The organism is Streptomyces sp. NBC_01451 (assembly GCF_036227485.1).
Lineage (GTDB): Bacteria > Actinomycetota > Actinomycetes > Streptomycetales > Streptomycetaceae > Streptomyces.
The window spans coordinates 6,653,577-6,674,975 of sequence record NZ_CP109479.1; the positions used below are offsets into that span (position 1 = coordinate 6,653,577).

At 69.4% G+C, this 21,399-nt stretch carries 21 protein-coding genes; 11 read left to right on the forward strand and 10 right to left on the reverse strand.

What is annotated here, in order from left to right; genetic code table 11:
* The first annotated feature begins 1 nt into the window (after position 1).
* From OG595_RS29225 to OG595_RS29240, 4 genes are all read left to right on the forward strand, one after another.
* The gene (locus OG595_RS29225; RefSeq protein ID WP_329277103.1) at positions 2-919 is read left to right on the forward strand and encodes an SCO2523 family variant P-loop protein; all 918 of its coding nucleotides are present in this window, start codon (positions 2-4) and stop codon (positions 917-919) included.
* Complete coding sequence (locus OG595_RS29230; RefSeq protein WP_329277105.1) at positions 916-1,872, forward strand: SCO2522 family protein; 957 nt, start codon at positions 916-918, stop codon at positions 1,870-1,872. The genes OG595_RS29225 and OG595_RS29230 overlap by 4 nt, the downstream gene beginning before the upstream one ends.
* Position 1,873: 1 nt before the next feature.
* The gene (locus OG595_RS29235; protein ID WP_329277107.1) at positions 1,874-2,842 is read left to right on the forward strand and encodes an SCO2521 family protein; all 969 of its coding nucleotides are present in this window, start codon (positions 1,874-1,876) and stop codon (positions 2,840-2,842) included.
* A gap of 124 nt (positions 2,843-2,966) precedes the next feature.
* Positions 2,967-3,935: a DUF6879 family protein gene (locus tag OG595_RS29240; protein ID WP_329277109.1), complete on the forward strand. Its 969-nt coding sequence runs from the start codon at positions 2,967-2,969 to the stop codon at positions 3,933-3,935.
* 267 nt (positions 3,936-4,202) lie between these two features.
* Here the strand turns inward: OG595_RS29240 and OG595_RS29245 are convergent, their stop codons facing one another.
* The gene (locus OG595_RS29245; protein ID WP_329277112.1) at positions 4,203-5,129 is read right to left on the reverse strand and encodes an SDR family oxidoreductase; all 927 of its coding nucleotides are present in this window, start codon (positions 5,127-5,129) and stop codon (positions 4,203-4,205) included.
* A gap of 178 nt (positions 5,130-5,307) precedes the next feature.
* Between OG595_RS29245 and OG595_RS29250 the strand changes: the two genes are divergently transcribed.
* On the forward strand, positions 5,308-6,273 hold the full coding sequence (locus OG595_RS29250; RefSeq protein ID WP_329277114.1) for a LysR family transcriptional regulator: 966 nt from the start codon (positions 5,308-5,310) through the stop codon (positions 6,271-6,273).
* Positions 6,274-6,275: 2 nt separating this feature from the next.
* On the opposite strand, the gene OG595_RS29255 is transcribed toward OG595_RS29250, so the two are convergent.
* A complete protein-coding gene (locus OG595_RS29255) occupies positions 6,276-6,932 on the reverse strand; it encodes a DUF6215 domain-containing protein (RefSeq protein ID WP_329277116.1) in 657 nt (218 codons plus the stop codon).
* Between the two features lie 553 nt (positions 6,933-7,485).
* Here OG595_RS29255 and OG595_RS29260 point away from each other — a divergent pair.
* Both OG595_RS29260 and OG595_RS29265 read left to right on the forward strand, forming a co-directional pair.
* Positions 7,486-9,756, forward strand: coding sequence for a M4 family metallopeptidase (locus OG595_RS29260; protein WP_329277118.1), 2,271 nt, complete (start codon positions 7,486-7,488; stop codon positions 9,754-9,756).
* 383 nt (positions 9,757-10,139) lie between these two features.
* Positions 10,140-10,496 (forward strand): hypothetical protein, encoded by a 357-nt coding sequence (locus tag OG595_RS29265; RefSeq protein ID WP_329277119.1) that lies wholly within the window; start codon positions 10,140-10,142, stop codon positions 10,494-10,496.
* A gap of 30 nt (positions 10,497-10,526) precedes the next feature.
* Here the strand turns inward: OG595_RS29265 and OG595_RS29270 are convergent, their stop codons facing one another.
* A complete protein-coding gene (locus OG595_RS29270) occupies positions 10,527-10,796 on the reverse strand; it encodes a DUF397 domain-containing protein (protein WP_329277121.1) in 270 nt (89 codons plus the stop codon).
* Positions 10,778-11,614: a helix-turn-helix domain-containing protein gene (locus OG595_RS29275; protein WP_329277123.1), complete on the reverse strand. Its 837-nt coding sequence runs from the start codon at positions 11,612-11,614 to the stop codon at positions 10,778-10,780. Before OG595_RS29275 ends, OG595_RS29270 begins: the two co-directional genes overlap by 19 nt.
* Before the next feature lie 120 nt (positions 11,615-11,734).
* On the opposite strand from OG595_RS29275, the gene OG595_RS29280 reads away from it, so the two are divergent.
* From OG595_RS29280 to OG595_RS29295, 4 genes are all read left to right on the forward strand, one after another.
* Complete coding sequence (locus OG595_RS29280) at positions 11,735-11,962, forward strand: hypothetical protein (protein WP_329277125.1); 228 nt, start codon at positions 11,735-11,737, stop codon at positions 11,960-11,962.
* Positions 11,963-12,030: 68 nt separating this feature from the next.
* The gene (locus tag OG595_RS29285) at positions 12,031-12,219 is read left to right on the forward strand and encodes a hypothetical protein (protein ID WP_443073368.1); all 189 of its coding nucleotides are present in this window, start codon (positions 12,031-12,033) and stop codon (positions 12,217-12,219) included.
* Positions 12,220-12,271: 52 nt separating this feature from the next.
* A complete protein-coding gene (recO, locus tag OG595_RS29290; RefSeq protein WP_329277129.1) occupies positions 12,272-13,018 on the forward strand; it encodes a DNA repair protein RecO in 747 nt (248 codons plus the stop codon).
* A gap of 59 nt (positions 13,019-13,077) precedes the next feature.
* A complete protein-coding gene (locus OG595_RS29295; RefSeq protein WP_329277131.1) occupies positions 13,078-13,926 on the forward strand; it encodes an isoprenyl transferase in 849 nt (282 codons plus the stop codon).
* A 179-nt stretch (positions 13,927-14,105) separates the two neighbouring features.
* Here OG595_RS29295 and OG595_RS29300 read toward each other — a convergent pair whose 3' ends face one another.
* From OG595_RS29300 to OG595_RS29325, 6 genes are all read right to left on the reverse strand, one after another.
* The gene (locus OG595_RS29300; protein WP_329277133.1) at positions 14,106-16,532 is read right to left on the reverse strand and encodes a M4 family metallopeptidase; all 2,427 of its coding nucleotides are present in this window, start codon (positions 16,530-16,532) and stop codon (positions 14,106-14,108) included.
* 233 nt (positions 16,533-16,765) lie between these two features.
* Positions 16,766-17,995, reverse strand: a complete 1,230-nt coding sequence (locus tag OG595_RS29305) for an MFS transporter (protein WP_329277135.1) — start codon at positions 17,993-17,995, stop codon at positions 16,766-16,768.
* 139 nt (positions 17,996-18,134) lie between these two features.
* Positions 18,135-18,551: a Fur family transcriptional regulator gene (locus tag OG595_RS29310; RefSeq protein WP_329277137.1), complete on the reverse strand. Its 417-nt coding sequence runs from the start codon at positions 18,549-18,551 to the stop codon at positions 18,135-18,137.
* A gap of 59 nt (positions 18,552-18,610) precedes the next feature.
* Entirely contained in the window at positions 18,611-19,513 is a 903-nt protein-coding gene (locus tag OG595_RS29315; protein WP_329277139.1) for a metal ABC transporter permease, read from the reverse strand.
* A complete protein-coding gene (locus OG595_RS29320; RefSeq protein ID WP_329277141.1) occupies positions 19,513-20,280 on the reverse strand; it encodes a metal ABC transporter ATP-binding protein in 768 nt (255 codons plus the stop codon). The genes OG595_RS29315 and OG595_RS29320 overlap by 1 nt, the downstream gene beginning before the upstream one ends.
* Before the next feature lie 56 nt (positions 20,281-20,336).
* Positions 20,337-21,296: a metal ABC transporter solute-binding protein, Zn/Mn family gene (locus tag OG595_RS29325; protein ID WP_329277143.1), complete on the reverse strand. Its 960-nt coding sequence runs from the start codon at positions 21,294-21,296 to the stop codon at positions 20,337-20,339.
* Positions 21,297-21,399 lie beyond the last annotated feature (103 nt).

The following is a 21,399-nucleotide window of genomic DNA, read 5'->3' on the forward strand; positions in this document are numbered from 1 at the left end:
CATGCTCGTCTTCGCCGCCTCCGACAAGGGAGGCACAGGCCGCTCGGTCACCAGCGCCAATCTCGCCTACCACCGGGCGCTCGCCGGTGACGACGTCTGCTACCTGGACTTCGACTTCGGGTCGCCCACCGCCGCCGCCGTCTTCGACGTCGACCTGGCGCAGCTAGAGGTCGACGACCGCGGCCTGCACTCCTATCTGGACGGCGGTGTCGGCGAACCGGCCCGCATCGACGTCTGGGCGGAGACCGAACACCGGGTGCTGACCAACCGGCCACCCGGCTCGGGCCGCCTCGTGCTCATGCCCGGTGACCTGGGCGGCAGCGAGTTCTCCATCACCGGCGAGAACCTGCGTCGCTGCGTCGACCTGCTGCTGCGGCTCAACGGCGAGTTCGACCTGATAATCGTCGACCTGAGCGCCGGCCGCAGCTATGCCGTCGAAATGGCCCTCAATGCCACCGCGCAATCGCAGTTACGCGGCATCGACGCCCGCTGGCTGGTCTTCCACCGCTGGACCCGCCAGCATGTGATGGCCGCCGCCGGGCTGGTCTTCGGCCCGCGCGGCATCGTGGCCGGCGGCATCGCCCGGGGTCACAGTGAGGAGGCGTTGCGCGGCGCCATCCGCTTCGTACGGGCCGCGGTGCCCGACCCCGAGTCCTCCCTGTGGTCGCAGGTGGCGCCCACCCAGTCGGCGTGGATGCGCGAGTGCGACGCGGACCTCCAGGCGCTCGCCTCCAACCGCGGCATCGGATACACGCAAGTGCTGGGCTCCGTACCGCTGGAGCCCGTCCTGCAGTGGCGCGAGCAGCTCATCACCGACGAGGACGTCCTCGACAGCCAGATCGCCAACATGGAGACCTGGCAGGCGATGAGCGACCTCGCCGGACGGCTCACCGACGACAAGTACTGGGGGCAGCCGTGACCGGCCCGGTGTTCCGCGAGACCGCGGCCGAACCCCGTACCCAGTCCGTACCGCTGTCCCATCTCTCCCTGGAACTGGGCCACTTGTACATGGAGGACTTCGCGGCCGGCCCCGAGCGGCTGCGTGAGTACTTCGCCGAGGTACGGGTCTGGGCGGACGCGGCCAGGGCCTCCGCCGCCCGGCGGCTGGGCGGCAAACGGCCCCGGATCAGCACCTGTTTCCTCATCGACGACTACTTCACCCGCTTCTCCACCCCCGCCGAACTGATCCCGCAGATCCTCGCCGAGTCCGACCGCGCCGGACTCACCATCGACTACCTGGCCCGCGAGTCGGGCTGCGCCGTCGCAGACAAGGTGGAGCTGGCCGAGTCCGTGATGCACCGCCTCGTCGAGTCCCCGCCGCCGGGCACCTACGGCTCCCGCCCGCCGGTCGGCGACACCGGTTGGCTCGCCAACGGACAGCGCACCCCCGGCTCACGCACCGCCATGTCCGAGGTCACCGAGTGGCAGCCGCCGCACGAGACCGCGGCCCGCGTCCACTCCGTCTTCATGGACGTCGAGTTGTGGTCGGAGCGGAACGGCGGACGCCTGTGGTCCTGCCCGTTCCTCGCCGCCGTCTGGCAGCTGGCCCGCCTCGGACTGCTGCGCCACTGCGGGGAACCTGTGCTGGTCCCGCGCGCCCGGCCCACCGGTGGCTTCCCCCACGACTGGGACGAACTGCCCCCGCTGCTGCAACTCACCGACTCCGCAACGCCGTTCAGCGCCTACCGCACCTGCAGTCTGGTGGGGAACCGGTTCCTGGCCGTCGAGGACGCGGTCCGGCTCATCCTCGACCAGGTCGACGTGGACACCGGCGCACTGGCCCAGGCCGACGAGCGTTCCGCCCGGGAGGGCGTGCCGGTGCCCGAGGCGGTCGCCCAGCGTGCCACGTACGTCTTCTACGAGGAGCCCTGACATGAGGCCCCGCGCGGACATCGCGGCCCCCGTCCTCGCCTGCGGCGAGGTGCGCACCTGTCTGCTGCCCGCCTTCCAGGCGCTGGACAGCCGCACCGCCGCCCAACTGCTCAGGCTGCGCGCCGACGAACGCGTCCGGGTCTCCGAGCGGCCCAACCTGTACGCGCTCTCGCCCGACGTACTCACCGGCGTCGACTGCCCGCTGCCCACCGCCAACGGCGCCAGGGTCCGGGCCGTCGGTACGGTGGCGGCCCGCGCCGCGCTCACCGAGGGGCGTGTTCTCCAGACCACGGCCTACTTCCGGATCCCGGCCACGGGACCCGACGTACGCCGGCCGTGGGGGCACTACCTCGTACGGCCCGGAGTTCTCGAACCCTTCGGGAAGCTGCCCGAAAAGGCGGTCGTGGAAGGCGTTCTGAAAGACAGTCAGCGAGGCGCGCTGGACCTCGGGATGATCGCCGAGAGCCTGCTCGCCCAGCTGCTGAGGCACCCGCTGCTCGACCAGAAGGTTCCTTTCAAGTCCCGCCGCACACAACTGCGTTGGGCGGCACTGCGGGCTCCGGACGGCGCGGGGGCGTCGATCGAGAGTTTCGTGGTGTCCGACGAGGGCCTGCGGACGATGCGGTTGCGGGTGCCGGACGGTACGGAGACGGCTGCGGTGGCAGGACTCTGCGAGGACTTCGCGCTGCACGACTGGCTGCTCACGACCGTGGTCCGCATGCTCGACCGCAGCCGGACCGGACCGGTGGACGGGCCGGAGTCGATCCTCGCGCTCCGCCCCGCCGTCGACCACCTGCTGCACGTGTGGATGCCGCGCGCCCGGGTGGACCGGGACCTCGGCCACCTGTGGGACGTACTCGAACAGGAGCCGGGTTTCACCCGCCAGTGGCAGACCCTGGTTCAACGCATCCGCGATCAACTGGCCGTCCAGACAATTCCGTTACTCCACAAGGCGCTGGCCATGAGCTGACGCCGAATCTTCGAAACACCCGACGGGGGAGGTTGAGGTGAACGGAGCACAACAGGCACAACAGGCACAGCAAGCGCTACGAGCACAACAGGCACAGCAAGCCCAGCAAGCACAGTTGCAGGCCGTGGCAGGGCGACAGGAGCGCAACTCCAAGCTGCTGCGCAAGACACTGATCACGTCTCTGGTGTCCGCGAGCACCTACGTACTCACCAACGTGCTCAACCGGAACGCGGACGAGGTCTGGAAGCTGACCGTGACCGTCGTCATCGGCGGCGCGGCCCTGATAGTCCAGTACCTGATGGACTTCGAGGAGCGGCTCAACTCGATGGAGCAGAGCCTCTCCGCGCACCACGGGGAGCTGCGGACCGCGGTCGAGAAGAGCTTCGCGGGGATCAACGAGGCGACCGAACTGTTCAGTCAGGTGGACCGTTCGGTGCTGCGCTCCGACGGGGTGACCCGACTGGCGCGTGCCTACACGCAGTTGGGGCACCAGGAGTCGGAACTGGTGAAGACCTTCTCCCAGGAGGAGATCGGCCGTCTCGCCACCCAGATGGAGAGCCTCAGCTCCGGCAGCGTGACCTGCATGGGCGAGAACAACGACTGGCTGATCGACCTCACCACCTGTGTCGGGACCTCTATCGACGCCACCAGCACGGACGTCGACCGGCAGTTCTGGTACAGCGAGGCCGCGAGCCGCTATCTGAAGGCGCAGGAGGACGCGTTCCGCAACCGGAACGTGACGGTGCGGCGGCTGTTCCTCGTACGGACCCAGGCGGAGGTCACCGAGGAGCTGGAACGGCTCTGCCAGAGCCACCGGGACCTGGGAATCCAGACGCGCATCGCCGTCCGGGAGTCGCTGGCCCCGAGTGCCAGGCTCCGGATGACGAACGACTTCATCGTCTTCGACGGTGAACTCTGCTACGAGACGACGCCGGACATGGACCAGAAGCCGGCCGAGACCAGCCTCAAGACGGACAAGGAGCACATAGAGGAGCGGGTCAACCGGTTCAACGTCATCTGGGACGCCACGGAACCCGTCAACGCGCCCGGCGCGGCCCCCGGTGCCGCCAGCGCGGGTTCGGGCTCCGCGTAGGGGTTTGTTGTCCGTACGGCTGACGGCGGTGCCGCTGTCAGCCCAGCGGCCAGCGGCCAGCGGCCAGCGGCCAGCGGCCAGCGGCCAACGCCCAACGCCCAACGGCCAACGGCCAGCGGTCACGGGGGCACGCGCGCCGTGGTGGGTGAACCGGGCTCGCACGCCGACGTCCTGGCCGAACAGTCGAGTGGCTGAACGGCCGGGCCGGAAGGCGTGCATACCGTTGTGGGTCGGCGCCGGAGTCTCGACCCCGAACGGGCCTTGTCCTCAGGCGCCGGACGGGCTGGAGAGGTGCTGTTCGGCGGAGCCGAAGTAGTGGTCCGCCGTCAGGTCTGTCAGCAGTCCGTCCTCCACGGGGTGCCACCCCAGGCGCTCGCGGGTCGCCGTGCTCGACGCCGGGATGTCCAGGGCGAAGAAGCCGCCCAGCCAGCCGAAGTGGCCGTGCACGTCCTCGTCCGGTATCGACTTCACCGGCACTCCCAGCCCCCGCCCGATGGCCTCGGCGATCTCGCGCACCGGGACGCTCTCCTCGGCGACCCCGTGCAGCCGGGTCCCCGCCGGGGCCGACTCCAGGGCCAGCCGGAACAGCCGGGCGACGTCGAGGCGGTGGGCGGCGGCCCAGCGGTTGGTGCCGTCGCCCGGGTAGGCGGAGACGCCCTTGGCGCGGGCGATGTCGACGAGCCGCGGCACGAAACCGTGGTCCCCCGCGCCGTGTACGGAGGGCGGCAGCCGTACGGCCGACGCCCGCACCCCGCGCTCCGCGAACCGCATGACCGCCGCCTCGGAGGCGAGCCGGAACATACCGGACCTCGCGGGGTCGCCCGGGTTGTCCTCCGTCGCCACCACCCCCGGCGAGAAGGCGGTGCCCGAGCAGATGAGGAGAGGCCGCCCGGAGTCCACCAGCGCCTCGCCCAACGTCTCGACCGCCCGCAGGTCGGTCCGCGCGGCCTCCGCGAAGTCGCGGAAGTCATGGACGTACGCGGTGTGGATCACGCCCTCCGAGGCCGCGGCCCCCGCCCGCAGACTGTCGAGGTCGTCCAGGTCACCCCGGTGGACCTCGGCACCGGCCTCCTTCAGTGAGGCGGCGGACCCGTCGGAGCGGGCCATCCCGACCACCTCGTGACCCGCGCCGAGCAACTCCCGTACGACGGCGGACCCGACGAATCCGCTCGCCCCGGTGACGAACACACGCATGATGAAATCCCCTTGGATGTCGGCCTGTTGATGGCGGCCGGTGTGCTTTCAGCGTGCGGGCGGAGCCCGTCGCGCGTCCAAGACCCGTTTCGGAACAGGCAATACGGATCAGGCATCACGGCAGCTCGGAGTCGGTTTGCGGAAGCCGCGTGCCCAACTGTCCCGATACGCTGGCCACATGACCGATCTGCCATCCGCACGGCCGACGGGTGACCTGAATGACCCGGGTGGCCTGGGCGACCCGGGTGATGCAGGGGGCCCCGATCTCGATCTGCGCCTCGTGCGCTACTTCACCGTGGTCGCCGAGCACCTGCACTTCGGTCGTGCCGCCGAGGTGCTCCGCATTGCCCAGCCGTCCCTGAGCCGTCAAATCCGGCGTCTGGAGAAGGAGTTGGGTGCGCGTCTGCTGGACCGCACCCCGCAGGGCAGCCGTCTCACCGAGGCCGGTGAGGTCTTCCTGCCGCATGCCAGGGCGCTGCTCCGTACGGCCACCCGGGCCGCCTCCCGGACCCGCGCCGCCGCCGAGCCCAGCCGTCTGATCGTCGGCTACACGTCGAACCTGATCGTCACCCCGGCCGTACGGGAGCTGCGGCGCCGGCATCCGGAAGCCGACGTACGAGCCCTGCACCTGAACTGGGACGAACCCCGCACCGCGCTGCTCGACCACCGGGTCGATGCCGTGTTCGCCCGACTTCCGCTCGCCACACAGGAGTTGGAGGTGACCGTCCTCTACGAGGAAGCCCGGGTCCTGGTCGTCCCGCTCGATCACCGTCTCGTCGGCAAGGAGTCGGTCACCCTCGACGACATCGCAGACGAGACCTTGCCCCGGGTGCGGGAGGACGCGGCCTGGAACTCCTTCTGGCGTATCGATCCGCGTCCGGACGGCAGCCGCGCACCGGAGGGTCCGCTTGTCAGGGCGATGGAGGACAAGTTCGAACTCATCGCCGCCGGACAGGCGGTGGCCATCGTTCCGGGAGGTCTGGGCATGGAACGGCTCCGCCCCGACCTCACCACGATCCCGGTGCACGGCATCGACCCGAGCCATGTCGTCCTCGCCACCCGGGCGGACGACCGCAGCCGCCTGCTCGCCGCGTTCCGCAAGGTGGCGCGGGCCTTGCTGACAGGCCCAGGCCCCACCACCTGAACTCAGCCCGCCGGCCACCCCGGCACCGTCGGCAGCACCTGCTCGGCGAGCCGGCGCAGTGCCGTGCCGTCGGGGGGCAGGTCGTCCTGGCGCCAGATGGAGATCTCGTACAAACCGCCGCCGTCCTTGGGGTCCTTGGCGACCAGGAGGTTGCGGGAGATGCCGCCGGAGCCGCTGGAGCCCTTTCCGTCCTTGAAGACGATGCCGATGGTCTGGCCCGAGTAGAGGAACGCCGGGTGGCCCAGGACCGTTCTCCGCTCTCCTGACTTGAACGTCAGGTATTCGGAGTCGGTCAGGTCGGAGAGCTTGATGTCCTCGGCCTCCGTCAACTTCACCGAGTAGCCCTCCAGTTGGACGGTGGCCTCGGGGTCGGTCGGCATGACGTCCTGCTTGTCGCTGGACGTGGCTTCGTTGCTGTAGGCGCCCAGTGCGCGGTCGTTGGGCGTGCCGAGGAGCACCGGCAGGTCAGGGCGGTTCAGCGCCTCGCACAGCTGCACACCGGAGACGGGCTTCGACAGTGGTACGTCGTCGTCCGAGCGGGAGCACGAGGCCGGTGGGCTGTCCTTGGGGTCGGGCTCGTACTTCGCCATCACCCAGAAGCCCACCGCGAGGCAGGCGACCACTACCAGAGCCGATACGACCTGCGCGCCCTCGCTCATGCCCTTCTCGGGCCGGGCCGGTCCACCCGCTCCCGCCGGTGCACCCGGTCCACTCGCTCCAGCCCCTCCAACCCCTCCAACCCCTCCGCCTGTTCCAGTTGGCTCGGCGGATCTGGGTACGTCGATGTCGTTGGTCATGTCCCCCACCTCGGATGTCCCCCACCCCACGCGTTCGCGCCCCATGCGCGCGCCGGGGGAGCCTAGCCGCGCGATCTCCGTTTGTGGAAGCTCCGGAAGGGCGCCCGCCTTCGCCCTTCCGGGAGGAGGACCGCTCCCGCGGCTGAAAAGTGTGCCCGGAAGGGCGGATCCCCAGCTGGGCATGGTCATTTCAAGCCGTTGTCTTGGCATTCTCATGACAAAACGAGGCACGCAGTGCCACGCTGCTGCCGAAGTTCACCATTCCTTCACACCCGCATCACGCGGGGCATCCCCCACTCACCCCCCACCTCTTTCACCCGCCTGCCGTGCAGCGCCCCGGACCGGCCGCATCCCGTCGGTCCGCCCCCACGTCGGTCCCCACCACGGGCCGGCCGTCGCACAGAAGGAGAACCCGTTGCCCCGGCGACACCGCTCCACCCTCCGGCGCAGAAGCGCCACCACCCTCGCACTGACGACCATCGGGACCCTGCTCGCCCTGGGAGCTCCCGCAGGCACCGCGACCGCTGCCCCGGCCGACCCGGGCCCGGCCAAGATCACCGCCGTGCCCCGCGCAGGAGCCGCCGCGACCCCCCTGTCGGCGGCCCGCCGCGCCTCACTGATCAAGAGCGCGCAGACCGCGTCCGCCACCACGGCCCGTCAACTCGCCCTCGGTGCGCAGGAGAAGCTCGTCGTCAAGGACGTCGTCCAGGACGCCGACGGCACCACCCACACCCGCTACGAACGCACCTACGCGGGACTGCCCGTCCTCGGCGGCGACCTGGTCGTCCACCTCAAGAGCAACCGTACGACCGTTTCCAAGGCGAGCGGAGCGACCCTCACGCTGCCGTCCCTCACCCCGAAGCTGTCCGCGGCCAACGCCGGCGGCAAGGCGCTCGCGGCGGCGAAGGGTGCAGACGTCACCGGCACCGAGACCGAGCGCGCGCCCCGCCTCGTCGTCTGGGCCGGCGCCACCAAGCCCGTCCTGGCCTGGGAGACGGTGGTCGAGGGCGTCCAGCCGGACGGCACGCCCAGCGAGCTGCAGGTGGTCACCGACGCGGGCACGGGCAAGCAGATCCTCGCCGCCGAGAAGGTGCACACCGGCGAAGGCACCGGCCAGTACGTCGGCACGGTTCCCCTCGGCAGCACCCTCTCGGGATCGACGTACCAGCTCACCGACGGCGCCCGCGCCGGGCACAAGACGTACGACCTGAACCAGGGCACCTCAGGCACCGGCACCCTCTTCACGGACGACAACGATGTCTGGGGCAACGGTCTGCCGTCCAACCGCCAGACCGCCGGTGTTGACGTGGCCTTCGGCGCCGCCGCCACCTGGGACTACTACAAGGACGTGTACGGCCGCAACGGCATCCGCAACGACGGTGTCGCCGCCTACAGCCGGGCGCACTACGGCAGCAGCTATGTCAACGCCTTCTGGCAGGACAGCTGCTTCTGCATGACCTACGGCGACGGCTCGGGCAACACGCACCCGCTGACCTCCCTCGACGTGGCCGCCCACGAGATGAGCCACGGCGTCACCGCCGCCACCGCCAACCTGACCTACTCGGGCGAGTCCGGCGGTCTCAACGAGGCGACCTCCGACATCTTCGCCGCGGCCGTCGAGTTCCACTCGAACCTCGCCGCCGACCCCGGTGACTACCTCGTCGGCGAGAAGATCGACATCAACGGCAACGGCACCCCGCTGCGTTACATGGACAAGCCCTCCAAGGACGGTTCCTCCCGCGACAGTTGGAGTTCCACCCTGGGCAGTGTCGACGTCCACTACTCCTCGGGCCCCGCGAACCACTTCTTCTACCTGCTCTCCGAGGGCAGCGGCGCCAAGACCGTCAACGGCGTCGCCTACGACAGCCCGACCTACGACGGCCAGGCCGTCACCGGCATCGGCATCGAGAACGCCGCCGCCGTCTGGTACCGCGCGCTGACGACGTACATGACGTCGTCGACCAACTACGCGGGCGCCCGCACCGCCACCCTCCAGGCGGCCGGTGACCTGTTCGGCGCCTACAGCCCCACCTACCTCGCCGTCGCCGACGCCTGGGCCGCCATCAACGTCGGCGGCCGGATAGCCCTCGGCGTCAACGTCGCCCCGGTCGCCGACCAGACCAGCGGCGTCGGCCAGGCGGTCAGCCTCCAGGTGGACGCGTACACCACCAACTCCGGTGCGGGCCTGACCTATGCGGCCACCGGCCTGCCCGACGGTCTGACCCTCAGCGCGAGCGGTCTGATCTCCGGGACGCCGACCACCGTCGGCTCCAGTGACGTCGCCATCACGGTCACCGACGGCACGGGCGCGTCGGTCACGGACACCTTCACCTGGCGGATCGCGAACATCTACGCCAGCAGTACCCGCGTCGACATTCCCGACAACGGTGCCGCCGTGGAGTCCCCCATCACCATCGGGGGCCGCGACGGCAACGCGTCGGCCACCACCTCGGTGTACGTCAACATCGTCCACACCTACCGCGGTGACCTGACCGTCGACCTGGTCGGCCCCAACGGCACCGTCTACTCGCTCCTCAACCGGAGCGGCGGCTCGGCCGACAACGTCGACCAGACCTTCACGATCAACGCCTCGGCCCAGCCCGTCAACGGCACGTGGAAGCTGCGCGTGCAGGACCGGGCGTCGATCGACGTCGGGTACATCCAGAGCTGGCAGCTCACTCCCTGACCCCACCGACAAGCAGTACGGGCCCGTCCGAGACCTTGCTGTCCCGGACGGGTTCTTTTGTCGGTGCCTGATGTCCCGCATCTCGCGAAACACCCTGCGTGGAACGGCAGTCGACGCCTCACAGGCATCACTTTTCCGGAGGCGCCGCTACCCGTGGCCGTGCCCTCCCGGCCGCAGTACGTTCCCCGCAGCGCGCCTGCCCTTCCTTCGACGGACGGGGTCGGGGGACCGACACGGCCGGCGCGAGGGAGGCGAACATGTCTGTTCAGTGGCAGGAAAACCCGTACACGTTCTATGGCAAACAGTCGTTATCGCACACCGCACGCAGGCAGGCGCCGGGCTCGATGGAGTGCTGGGCGTACTGTCTGGGCGCGGTGGCGGGGATGGACTGGAGCTCGACCGCCCAGTTCTCCGCTCTCGACGACATGATCAAGGGTCAGGACACCGCGCAGACCTACGAGCTGGTGGAGTCGATCAACAAGGCGAACGGGGTCCCGCTGCTGCGCAGGACCGGCCGCTGGTACTCGCCGGAGTGGAGCCCCGACCAGCTCAAGGAGTACTTCCCCGCCGCCGTCGCCATCGTCGGGCACTTCGTGGTCGCGCTGGCCATCGGAAAGGCGCCGCAGCGCCCCGATGTGGTCCGCTACTGGGACCCGGCGGACGCACAGATCCACACGGAGGAAGTGGAGGCGTTCAAGCAGCAGTTCGACCCCGAGTTCAGCATCGCGAAGGCGGTGTAGGGGAGCCGCGCCCGGGCGGGAGCGGCTCGGTCAGCCCACGGCCCTGACGAACTCCACCCAGGTGCCCGCCCCGACAAACAGCACGGGCCCGTCCGAGACCTTGCTGTCGCGGACGGGCACGACGCCGGGGACTCCGTCGGCTACTTCGACGCAGCTCCCGCCTTCGCCGTTGCTGTATGTGCTCTTACGCCAGCGGGCGGCGCCGATGAAGTCGTACGCGACCTCTACGCATTCGCCGCCCTCGCCGTTGCTGTAACTGCTCTTGCGCCAGCGGGCGTTGGTCAGGTCGTACTCGCGCATCGTCTGTAGTCCTCAGCGGCCGATTCGATCAGGGCGAGGGACGCCTCCGGGGAGAGTGCGGCGCCCCTTAGCAGATCGTATGCGCGCTGTGCCCGCTTCACCACTGCCGGATCGTCAAGCAGATGACCCGAAAACGAGGTCTCTGTATAGAGGGTCGGTGGCGCGTCATCGAACTCCATGAGCTGCACCATCCCGCCCATGGAGGCGAAGGCTCCCGCCGAGTACGGGACCACGGTCACCCAGGCTTTCCGCTCGCGGGCGAGGGCCGCGATGTGCTCCAGTTGCTCGGTCATGGCTGTCGGCCCGCCGACCGGTGTGCGGAGGGTGTTCTCGTGCAGGATCGCCCAATACTCGGGCCTTGTAGCGTCCTTGAGGATGCGCGACCGCTCCAGCCGAGCGCCCACCTTTTCGTCCACGTAGTCGTCCGTGACGAACGGGTTGGCCGCGAGCGTGACCGCCCGGGCGTAGGCGGCCGTCTGGAGCAGGCCCGGGATCACGGTCGGCGCGAACTGGCAGATCTTCGTCGCCGTCCGTTCAAGCTCCACAACCGCCGCGAAGTAATCCGCGTACCGCTTGTCGTCGATGAGCTTGCGCCAAGTCCGCTCGAAAAAACCAGCGGTTTGTAGGACGTCGTCGATCCTTACCGCCACATCCAACTGCGGCTTCCGAATAGCCTGTTCGAACTGCCCGATGTAGCCCCCGGAGACGAAGACCAGCGCCCCCAAATCCACTTGGGTTAAGCCGGCTTCCTCCCGCCGCCGCTTCAACTCCGTTCCGAAGAACTCCCAAGCCGCCTGCCGCTGTGAACCATTGGCCATAACCGAGCCGAACCCCCTTCGACTGCACCGCCGTTGCTGCGCCCAGAGCCTTCCGAGTGTAGGCACAGCACGTCATTGTAGAAGTGCGAAGAGTGAAACTCGATTGATCAGGGGAGCACGGTGGCGGCACGAAAGACGGCACGGCAGGCGGCACACTCGACGGCCTGTGTCGAAGAAGCGGAGGAAATTGTGAAGGAATTGCGGATGGCGTTGAAAAGCGCCGGGATTACTCTGCCGTCGCTCCGATTGGACGCGGCGAGTGTGGCCCGGGAAGCGCCCTGTCCGCTCATCGAATTGGGGCGCTGCAACGTCGAGACGGCGGCCCGGATCGCGGCGGCGCTGCGATGAACGACGTGAGGCCGGCGAAGTCGGGAAGGCCGGGAAAGCCGGGGCGGCCGGAGGTCGGTGCGTACGTCATGGACGGCCGCACCGGGAAGGTCGGCATCGTCATGGGGCACGAGGGGCCCTACGTCCAGCTCAGGTCGTACGGCGGCGGCAGGGAGTGGGACGCGGCCCCGGACGCCCTCCGGCCCGCCACCCCGGCGGAGCGCCTCAGCGCGGCCACGGCGTACGCGAACGCCCGCAGCCGGGGCGAGGTGCCTTGAGGGTCCCCGGCGGTGAGGCCGGTCACCCCGTTCCGTACGCGACAATGGCCCCATGAGCCTGTTCCGTGACGACGGTGTCGTGCTGCGTACCCAGAAGCTGGGTGAGGCCGACCGGATCATCACGCTGCTCACGCGCGGTCACGGGCGGGTACGGGCCGTGGCGCGGGGGGTGCGGCGGACCAAGTCCAAGTTCGGGGCCCGACTCGAACCGTTCTCCCACGTCGACGTGCAGTTCTTCTCGCGGGGGAGCGACCTGGTCGGGCGCGGGCTGCCGCTCTGCACGCAGAGCGAGACCATCGCTCCGTACGGTGGCGGGATCGTCACCGACTACGCCCGGTACACCGCCGGGACGGCCATGCTGGAGACGGCGGAACGGTTCACCGACCACGAGGGCGAGCCCGCCGTGCAGCAGTATCTGTTGCTGGTCGGCGCGCTGCGCACCCTCGCCCGCGCCGAGCACGAACCCCATCTCATCCTCGACGCGTTCCTCCTGCGCTCCCTTGCCGTCAACGGCTACGCGCCCACCTTCAGCGACTGCGCGCGATGCGGGATGGCCGGCCCGAACCGGTTCTTCTCGGTGGCCGCCGGGGGCTCCGTCTGCGTCGACTGCCGGGTGTCCGGCAGCGTCGTACCCTCTCCTCAGGCCCTCGAACTGCTCGGCGCGCTGCTGACGGGCGACTGGGCGACCGCGGACGCGTGTGAGCCGCGTCACGTCAGGGAGGGGAGCGGACTGGTGTCCGCCTACCTGCACTGGCACCTGGAGCGCGGACTGCGCTCCCTGCGCTACGTAGAGAAGTAAGAGAAGTAGAAGCAGCACCACGAGAACCGGTACAGCAGCAACAAGGAGACGAGAAGCGCATGGCCGTACGCGGAATCCTGGGGAGCCGCCGCCGCGAGTACAGGACGCCGGAACCGCACCCCTCCGGCGCCACCGCGCCGAAGCTCCCCGGCGAGCTCGTACCGAACCATGTGGCCTGTGTCATGGACGGCAACGGGCGGTGGGCCAAGGAGCGCGGGCTCCCGCGCACGGAAGGGCACAAGGTCGGCGAGGGCGTCGTCCTCGACGTCCTCAAGGGATGCCTGGAACTCGGCGTCAAGAATCTCTCCCTGTACGCCTTCTCCACCGAGAACTGGAAGCGGTCGCCGGAAGAGGTCCGCTTCCTCATGAACTTCAACCGTGACGTCATCCGGCGCCGACGCGACGAGATGAACGAACTCGGTATCCGGATTCGCTGGGTCGGGCGTATGCCCAAGATGTGGAAGTCCGTCGTACAGGAACTCCAGGTCGCCCAGGAGCAGACCAGGAACAACGACGCCATGACGCTCTACTTCTGCGTCAATTACGGCGGCCGGGCCGAACTCGCCGACGCGGCGAAGGCGATGGCGCGCGATGTCGCCGCCGGAAAGCTCGACCCCGACAAGGTCTCCGAGAAGACCATCCAGAAGTACCTCTACTACCCGGACATGCCGGACGTCGACCTTTTCCTTCGCCCCAGTGGTGAACAGCGCACCTCCAACTACCTGATCTGGCAGTCGAGTTATGCCGAGATGGTGTTCCAGGACGTGCTCTGGCCCGACTTCGACCGGCGCGACCTGTGGCGCGCCTGCGTCGAATTCGCCTCCCGCGACCGGCGGTTCGGCGGCGCGGTCCCGAATGAGCAACTGCTCGAAATGCAGCGGGACATGAAGGGCAACCCGGGGGCCTGAACGCCCCCCCGGGGGGGCATGGCCGGGTTCGGTGGGTCAGGGAACGAGCGTGAAGCTCGCCCGGTAGACGTGGCCCGGCGTGGGGGTGCCTGGGCAGGACGATCAGGCACGGCAGCGGCGAGCGGCACCCGGCGCTGTGGAGAGCGCCGGGTGCCGCTGTCGTACCCGTGGGGGGTGGCTCAGCTGGTCGTGACCGCCGTGTCGTCGATCACGAAGCTCGTCTGGAGGGACGAGTCCTCGACGCCCGTGAACTTGAGCGAGACCGTCGTGCCCGCGTAGGCGGACAGGCTCAGCGACTTGGCGACGTAGCCGCTGGCCGCGTTGAGGTTGGAGTAGGTGGCCAGAGTGGTCGAACCGGCCGTCACCGTCAGCTTGTCGTACTGCGTGCTGGTGGTGGTCTCAGCCGTGTCGATGTGCAGGTAGAACGTGAACGTCGTGCCCGTGCAGCCGCTCGGGATCGTCACCGACTGGGAGAGCGTGTCGGTGTGGGTCGAGCCGTAGCCGTCGAGCCAGGCCTTGTAGGAGCCGGTGCGGGCCGCCTGGCTGCTGGAGTTGGTGATGACACCGCTCGACGCCGTCCAGGTGGTGTTGCCGGACTCGAAGCCCTGGTTGCCCAGCAGTTGTGCCGAGGTGCAGGAGCCGCCGCCGGTCGCGCTGACCGTCCAGGTGAAGGACGCCGTACCGGTGGCACCCGTGCTGTCGGTCACCGTGACCACGGTGCTGTAGGTGCCCGCGGCGGTCGGGGTGCCGGAGATCGTGCCCGTCGAGCTGCTGATCGACAGGCCGGTCGGCAGACCGGTCGCCGAGTAGGTCAGCGAGCCGCTGTTGGTGCTGCTGGCCGTGATCGCCAGGCTCACCGCCGTGCCGACCGTGGACGACTGGCTGCCCGGGTTGGTGACCGAGACACCCGTGGTCGGCACGGTGATGTGGCTGCCGACGTTGATACCGGCGAAGGCGTTGCCGACCCCGGCGTACTGGGTGGAGCTGCTGCCGTAGAGCGCCGCGGCGGCGTTCAGCGCGGCGGTGCGGGCCTGGGCGTAGGTGGTGCTGGACGTCATGTACGTCGTCAGCGCCTTGTACCAGATCTGCAGCGCGGCGGCCCGGCCGATGCCCGCGACGGCGACACCGTCGGAGGTCGGGCTGTTGTAGGTGACGCCGTTGATGGTCTTGCTGCCGCTGCCCTCGGAGAGCAGGTAGAACATGTGGTTCGCCGGGCCGGACGAGTAGTGGACGTCCAGGTTGCCCACGCCCGAGTACCAACTGTCCACCGAACCGCCGTCCTTGCTCGGCTGGTCCATGTAACGCAGCGGCGTACCGTCGCCGTTGATGTCGATCTTCTCGCCGATGAGGTAGTCACCGACGTCGGTGGAGTTGGCCGCGTAGAACTCCACACCGGTGCCGAAGATGTCGGAGGTCGCCTCGTTCAACCCGCCGGACTCACCGGAGTAGTTGAGGCCCGCGGTGTTGGACGTGACGCCGTGCGTCATCTCGTGCCCGGCCACGTCCAGCGAGGTGAGCGCGTGCGTGCTGCTCGTGCCGTCGCCGTAGGTCATGCAGAAGCAGGAGTCGTCCCAGAACGCGTTCACGTACGCCGTGCTGTAGTGCACGCGCGAGTAGGCGGCCACACCGTCGTTCTTGATGCCGCTGCGCCCGAACGTGTTCTTGTAGAAGTCCCACGTCGTCTGGGCGCCGTAGTGCGCGTCGACGCCGGCGGTCTGCGTGTTGGACCCGGACCCGGTGCCCCACGTGTCGTCGGCGTCCGTCATCAGGGTGCCGGTGCCCGACGTGCCGTTGTTGAGGCTGTACGTCTTGTGGGTGCCGCGTGTCGTGTCGTTGAGCTGGTACGTCGAGCCGGACAGCGTGGTCCCGATGGTGACCGTGCCGCTGTACTGGCTGTTGCCGGTACCGGTCTTGATCGCCTGGAACTGGTACAGCTTCGCGCCGGTCAGCGCGTCCGTGATGACGTGCAGCTGGCTCGGCGTGCCGTCGTCCTGGAGACCGCCGATCACCGTCTCCCAGGCCAGCTTCGGCGTGCCGCTGCCGGCCCAGATCACCTTGCGGGCGCTGTCGGTGGTGGCCTTCTCGGCGTCCAGCGCCTTGGCCGCGCCGAGCGCCTTCGTCTCGGCGGCCGACTTGGCGAACGTGGGGGTCGTGGACGCGACCGAGATGGCCCGCCGCGTGTTGAACGTGCTGCTCACCGTGCCCGAGGCCTTGGAGGCGGGCGGGGTGTGCACGACGAGGTCACCGCCGAGGACCGGCAGACCGGCGTAGGTGCGCTCGTAGCGGGTGTGGAGGGTGCCGTCGGCGTCCTTGCTGACGTCCTTGACGACCAGCTTCTCCTTGGCGCCGAGACCCAGGGTGCCGGCGGTCTGCGTCGTTCGCTGCGTCGCGGTCCTGATCAGCGCCGTGCGCTGGGCCGGGGTGAGCTTCGTCTGAAGGGCGCCGGCGCGCAGCGGGCTGGGGGCCGGGGGCGCGGGCTTGGCGGCGGCGGGGACCGTCTGGACCCCGACGGCCAGGAGAGTGGCGGTGGCGAGCAGGGCGCCGGCCGCGGTGGCCTTGTTGGTGCGGCCGGATCTGTGGGGGGTGTTGCTCGACTTGCGTCTCACTCGTGACTCCTCCTGCGACGGCCGCGCCTTCCACGGCCGGAAACAGAACCGGGCGAACGGGGGTGTGCGGCCCGGGATGAGCTGAGCAGTGCGTGATGTGCATGAGACGTGGGGGGTGACTGCCGGAAGAGTGGCAGCATTGAGGAGTGCATGTCAGCAAAAAATAAGAGGTCGAGGGTTATCCCTGTGCGCGCTCCCGGGCGCGGAGGGCCGGGTTCGGGGCTCGGTACGGCCTAGGTACGGGGCAGCAGCAGCGGAGTCGCGAGGATCAGGACTCCGGCGGCGCCGACGGCCGTCAAGGGCGTGGTGAGCGCCGCCAGCAGCCCCCACAGCGCGGTCAGCGCGGCGACGGTCAGCTTGCTGGACACCGACCAGGCGGAGAGGGTGCGGGCGACCCGGTCCGCCGGGGTGTGCCGGAGCCGGTAGGTGGCGTACACCGGGTTGAACACACCCATGCTGGTGATCAGCCCGAACTGCACGACCATCACGAGGACGAGCCCTGTCCAGCCGCCGTGCACGAACACCATCCCGACCGGCCAGCACACCCGCAGCGTCCCGAAGGTGAGCATGATCCCGCGCTGCCCGTACCGCGCCACGAGCGGCCGGGACAGGCGCGAACCGATGAGGCCGCCGACACAGGGCACGGCGAAGGCGAGGGCGTACTGCCAGGGCGCGAAGCCGAAGCGGCCGAGCATGAGGACGGCGACCAGCGGAGCCGTCGCCATGATCAGCCCGCTGACCAGCACGGTGTTGAGGAACAGGGGCCGCAGCACCGGATCGGCCAGGATGAACCGCCACCCGCCGACCAGGTCACCGGCGCGCACCCGTGCCCGCCGGTCCCCTTCGGGACGAGCCTCCGGCTGCCCTCCGATCGCCCGGATGCCGGCCGCCGACAGCAGAAAGCTCACCGCGTTCGCGATGACGGTGGTCACCGGCCCGAACAGCGCGATGGCGGCCCCGCCCAGCGGCGGCCCGAGCACGCTGGCCGTCCACATCGTCGACTCGAACCGACCGTTGGCGACCAGGAGTTGGGACGGCGGCAGCAGCCCCTTCAGATACGCCCCACTGGCGGCGGTGAACGTGATGTCGGCGGCGGCGACCACGATCGCCACCACCACGAGCTGCCCGAAGGAGAGCGCGCCGAGCGCGTAGGCGGCGGGGATGCTGAGCAGCGCCCCGCACCGGACGAGATCCATCGCGATCATCACCGGCCGTTTGCGCCGGAACTCCACCCAGGGCCCCAGCGGCACGGCCACCACCGCCCCGACGGCCAGCCCGGCCGCCGCCAGCAACGACACCTGGGCGGGCCCCACATGCAGCACGAGAACGGCGATCAGCGGAAACGAGTCGAACGCGAGCCAGGTCCCGGCCAGACTGCCAGCGTAGGCACCCCACAACCACCGAAACGGCACCCCCAAAGAGGCCCCGCCCAACTGCCCGTCCGTTTCCCTGACATGCCCCACGCCGAGAAACTATCCGACGGGACGGGTTTCAGGGGCGCGGGGAACTGCGCGACAAGCCACAACGAACCCGCAGTCGACAACGAACCCGCAGTCGACAACGAACCCGCAGCCGACAACGAACCGAACGGAACCGAACCACTTACCGCCCAACCGCAGAGCACTCCGCACAGGTACCGAAGATCTCCACCGTATGAGCCACGTTCACAAACCCGTGCTCCACGGCGATCGCCTCCGCCCACGTCTCCACGGCCGGACCCTCGACCTCCACCGCCTTGCCGCACACACGGCAGACGAGGTGATGGTGATGGTCACCGGTCGAACAGCGCCGGTAGACCGACTCCCCGTCCGACGTCCGCAGGACATCCACCTCACCCGCGTCCGCCAGGGACTGGAGGGTGCGGTAGACGGTCGTCAGGCCTACCGAGTCGCCCTTGTGCTTGAGCATGTCGTGGAGTTCCTGGGCGCTGCGGAACTCGTCGACCTCGTCCAGCGCCGCCGCCACAGCGGCACGCTGGCGGGTGGATCGTCCCTTAACGGGCGGACCGGCCGTCGTCACCGTTGTTCTCCTCACGTCTGCGCTTGCCGGGCCATTGTGCCAGCCCGGACTGTGCGCGGTCAGACGCCCGCCCGGCCGGCGGCTTCCCGGCTGGCCGGAATCACACACTCCGCAGGGTCCCCGGCCGTCTGCGCGGCAGCCGCCGCACGGGCCCGGCGCCGGGCCACAGGCGTCGCCAGCGCGGTCAGCGCGATGAACGCGCCGATGGTCAGCAGCACGATCGTCGCACCGGGCGGCACATCCTGGTAGTACGAGGTCACCGTCCCGCCGATCGTCACGGACACGCCGATCGCCACCGCGATGGCGAACGTCGCCGCGAAGCTCCGGCTGAGCTGCTGGGCCGCCGCCACCGGAACCACCATCAGGGCGCTGACCAGCAGCAACCCCACCACCCGCATCGCGACCGTCACCGTGATCGCCGCCGTGATCGCGGTGAGGAGGTTGAGGGCCCGGACCGGCAGGCCCGTCACCCGGGCGAACTCCTCGTCCTGGCTGACCGCGAAGAGCTGTCGGCGCAGACCGATGGTGACGAGGACCACGAAGGCCGCGAGCACACAGATCGCCGTCACGTCGGACTCGCTGACCGTCGACAGCGACCCGAACAGGTACGAGGTCAGGTTGGCGTTCGAGCCCGTCGGCGCGAGGTTGATGAACATCACGCCGCCGGCCATCCCGCCGTAGAACAGCATGGCGAGGGCGATGTCGCCGCGCGTCTTCCCGTACCAGCGGATGAGTTCCATCATCACCGCGCCGACGACGGAGACGGCCGTAGCCATCCACACCGGTGAGGTGTTCAGCAGGAAGCCGAGGCCGACGCCCGTCATCGCGACATGGCCGATTCCGTCGCCCATCAGCGCCTGGCGGCGCTGGACCAGGTAGATGCCGATCGCGGGGGCCGTGATGCCGACGAGCACCGCGGCCAGCAGGGCCCGCTGCATGAAGGCGTAGTCGAGGAATTCCATCAGCTCAGCAGTCCCGTCCGGATCGGTTCGGCGTCGTGAGCCGCGTGCGGGTGTACGTGGTCGTGGCCGGGCAGGGCGTGCTGGCCGACCGCCTTGGGGGGCGGCCCGTCGTGCGTCACGCACCCGTCGCGCAGGACCACGGCCCGGTCGATCAGCGGTTCCAGCGGCCCGAGTTCGTGCAGCACGAGCAGCACCGTCGTACCGGCCGCGACCTGCTCCCGCAGTGTCCGCGCCAGCACCTCCTGGCTCGCCAGGTCGACGCCCGCCATCGGCTCGTCCATGATCAGCAGCTCGGGTTCGGCGGCGAGGGCACGGGCGATCAGCACGCGCTGGTGCTGGCCGCCCGACAGCGCGTTCACCGAGTCCTTCGCCCGGTCCGCGAGGCCCACGAGGCCGATGGCCCGCCGCACGGCCTCGTGGTCGGCCTTGCGCAGCACGCCGAAACGGGCCCGCGAGAGCCGGCCCGACGAGACGATCTCCGTGATCGTCGCGGGCACGCCCCCGGCCGCGGTCGTCCGCTGCGGTACGTAGCCCACGCGCCGCCAGTCGGAGAAGCGGCGGCGGGGGACGCCGAACAGCTCGATCTCGCCCGCGCTGACCGGGACCTGGCCGATGACCGTGCGGATCGCGGTCGACTTGCCCGAGCCGTTGGCGCCGAGCAGCGCGACGACCTCACCGCGGCCCACGGTGAGGTCGATGCCCCGCAGGACCGGGCGCGAGCCCAGCTCGGCGCGTACGCCGCGCAGCGAAATGACGGGCTCGCCCATGCCTGCATCCTCCGTAACGATCATCAACTACCGCTCGGTAACCGCTCGGTCACCGCTCACTTGGCGCCCAGGGCCGTCCGCAGCGCCTTGAGGTTGGCCTCCATGACCGCGATGTAGTCGTCGCCCCGGGACTTCTCGGTGATGCCCTCAAGCGGATCGAGGACGTCCGTCGTGAGGTTCGCGTCCTCGGCGAGGGTCTTCGCGGTCTTGTCGGAGACCAGTGTCTCGTAGAAGACGGTGGTCACTCCGTCCGCCTTCGCCTCCTGCTGGAGCTCCTTCATCCGTGCGGCGCTCGGCTCGCTGTCCGGGTCGACACCGGTGATGGCCTCCTGGGTCAGGCCGTAGCGCTCGGCGAGGTAGCCGAAGGCCGCGTGGTTGGTGAAGAACACCTTCGTGGTGGTGTTCTTCAGGCCGTTCTCGAACGAGGTGTCGAGCGAGGCCAGCTTCGCGGTCAACGCCTTGGTGTTCAGCTTGTATTCCGCCGCGTTGGTCGGGTCGGCCTTCTGGAAGGCGGCGGACACTCCGTCGGCGATCTCGGCGTACTTCACCGGATCGAGCCAGACGTGCGGGTCGAGGGCGGAGGCCTCCTCGTCGGAGGGCGCTTCCTCGCCCTCGTGGCTGTGCTCGGTGCCGCCGTGGTCCTCAAGGCTGGTCAGGGTCGCCGCGTCGATCTTCGTCTTCGCCTCGGACTGCGCCACCGCCTCGTCGACGGCCGGCTGGAGACCCTTGAGGTACAGGACCGCGTCGGCCTTCTGGAGGTCGACGGTCTGCTTGGCGCTGATCTCCAGGTCGTGCGGTTCCTGGCCGGGCTCGGTCAGCGTGCTGATGGAGACGTGCCTGCCGCCTATCTGCTCGGCGAGGAACTGCATCGGATAGAACGACGCCACGACGTCGAGCCTCCCGCTGATGTCCCGGTCGGCGGCGCTCGAATCCGAGGAGCAGGCGGACAGGGCGCCGAGGCCGAGCGCGGTGGCCGCCGCGATCGCGGTGCCCGATATGAGTCGTCGTACGTTCATGACAGTCATTTTCAATGATTCTGGAAACGATTGTCAACAAGCGGGTTTTTCGGTCGCGTGCCGGGTGTGGGGCGTGGTACTGGCGGGGCACCCGTGAGGCCCG

What these genes read in the sequence shown, in the direction of transcription:
- OG595_RS29295 (WP_329277131.1), top strand. Translation starts at nt 13,078, where the DNA reads ATGGCCGTACGCGGAATCCTGGGGAGCCGCCGCCGCGAGTACAGGACG.
- OG595_RS29270 (WP_329277121.1), bottom strand. Translation starts at nt 10,796, where the DNA reads ATGCGCGAGTACGACCTGACCAACGCCCGCTGGCGCAAGAGCAGTTAC.
- OG595_RS29255 (WP_329277116.1), bottom strand. Translation starts at nt 6,932, where the DNA reads ATGAGCGAGGGCGCGCAGGTCGTATCGGCTCTGGTAGTGGTCGCCTGC.
- OG595_RS29225 (WP_329277103.1), top strand. Translation starts at nt 2, where the DNA reads ATGCTCGTCTTCGCCGCCTCCGACAAGGGAGGCACAGGCCGCTCGGTC.
- OG595_RS29245 (WP_329277112.1), bottom strand. Translation starts at nt 5,129, where the DNA reads ATGCGTGTGTTCGTCACCGGGGCGAGCGGATTCGTCGGGTCCGCCGTC.
- OG595_RS29285 (WP_443073368.1), top strand. Translation starts at nt 12,031, where the DNA reads ATGGACGGCCGCACCGGGAAGGTCGGCATCGTCATGGGGCACGAGGGG.
- OG595_RS29275 (WP_329277123.1), bottom strand. Translation starts at nt 11,614, where the DNA reads ATGGCCAATGGTTCACAGCGGCAGGCGGCTTGGGAGTTCTTCGGAACG.
- recO (WP_329277129.1), top strand. Translation starts at nt 12,272, where the DNA reads ATGAGCCTGTTCCGTGACGACGGTGTCGTGCTGCGTACCCAGAAGCTG.
- OG595_RS29250 (WP_329277114.1), top strand. Translation starts at nt 5,308, where the DNA reads ATGACCGATCTGCCATCCGCACGGCCGACGGGTGACCTGAATGACCCG.
- OG595_RS29320 (WP_329277141.1), bottom strand. Translation starts at nt 20,280, where the DNA reads ATGGGCGAGCCCGTCATTTCGCTGCGCGGCGTACGCGCCGAGCTGGGC.
- OG595_RS29265 (WP_329277119.1), top strand. Translation starts at nt 10,140, where the DNA reads ATGGACTGGAGCTCGACCGCCCAGTTCTCCGCTCTCGACGACATGATC.
- OG595_RS29235 (WP_329277107.1), top strand. Translation starts at nt 1,874, where the DNA reads ATGAGGCCCCGCGCGGACATCGCGGCCCCCGTCCTCGCCTGCGGCGAG.
- OG595_RS29325 (WP_329277143.1), bottom strand. Translation starts at nt 21,296, where the DNA reads ATGAACGTACGACGACTCATATCGGGCACCGCGATCGCGGCGGCCACC.
- OG595_RS29315 (WP_329277139.1), bottom strand. Translation starts at nt 19,513, where the DNA reads ATGGAATTCCTCGACTACGCCTTCATGCAGCGGGCCCTGCTGGCCGCG.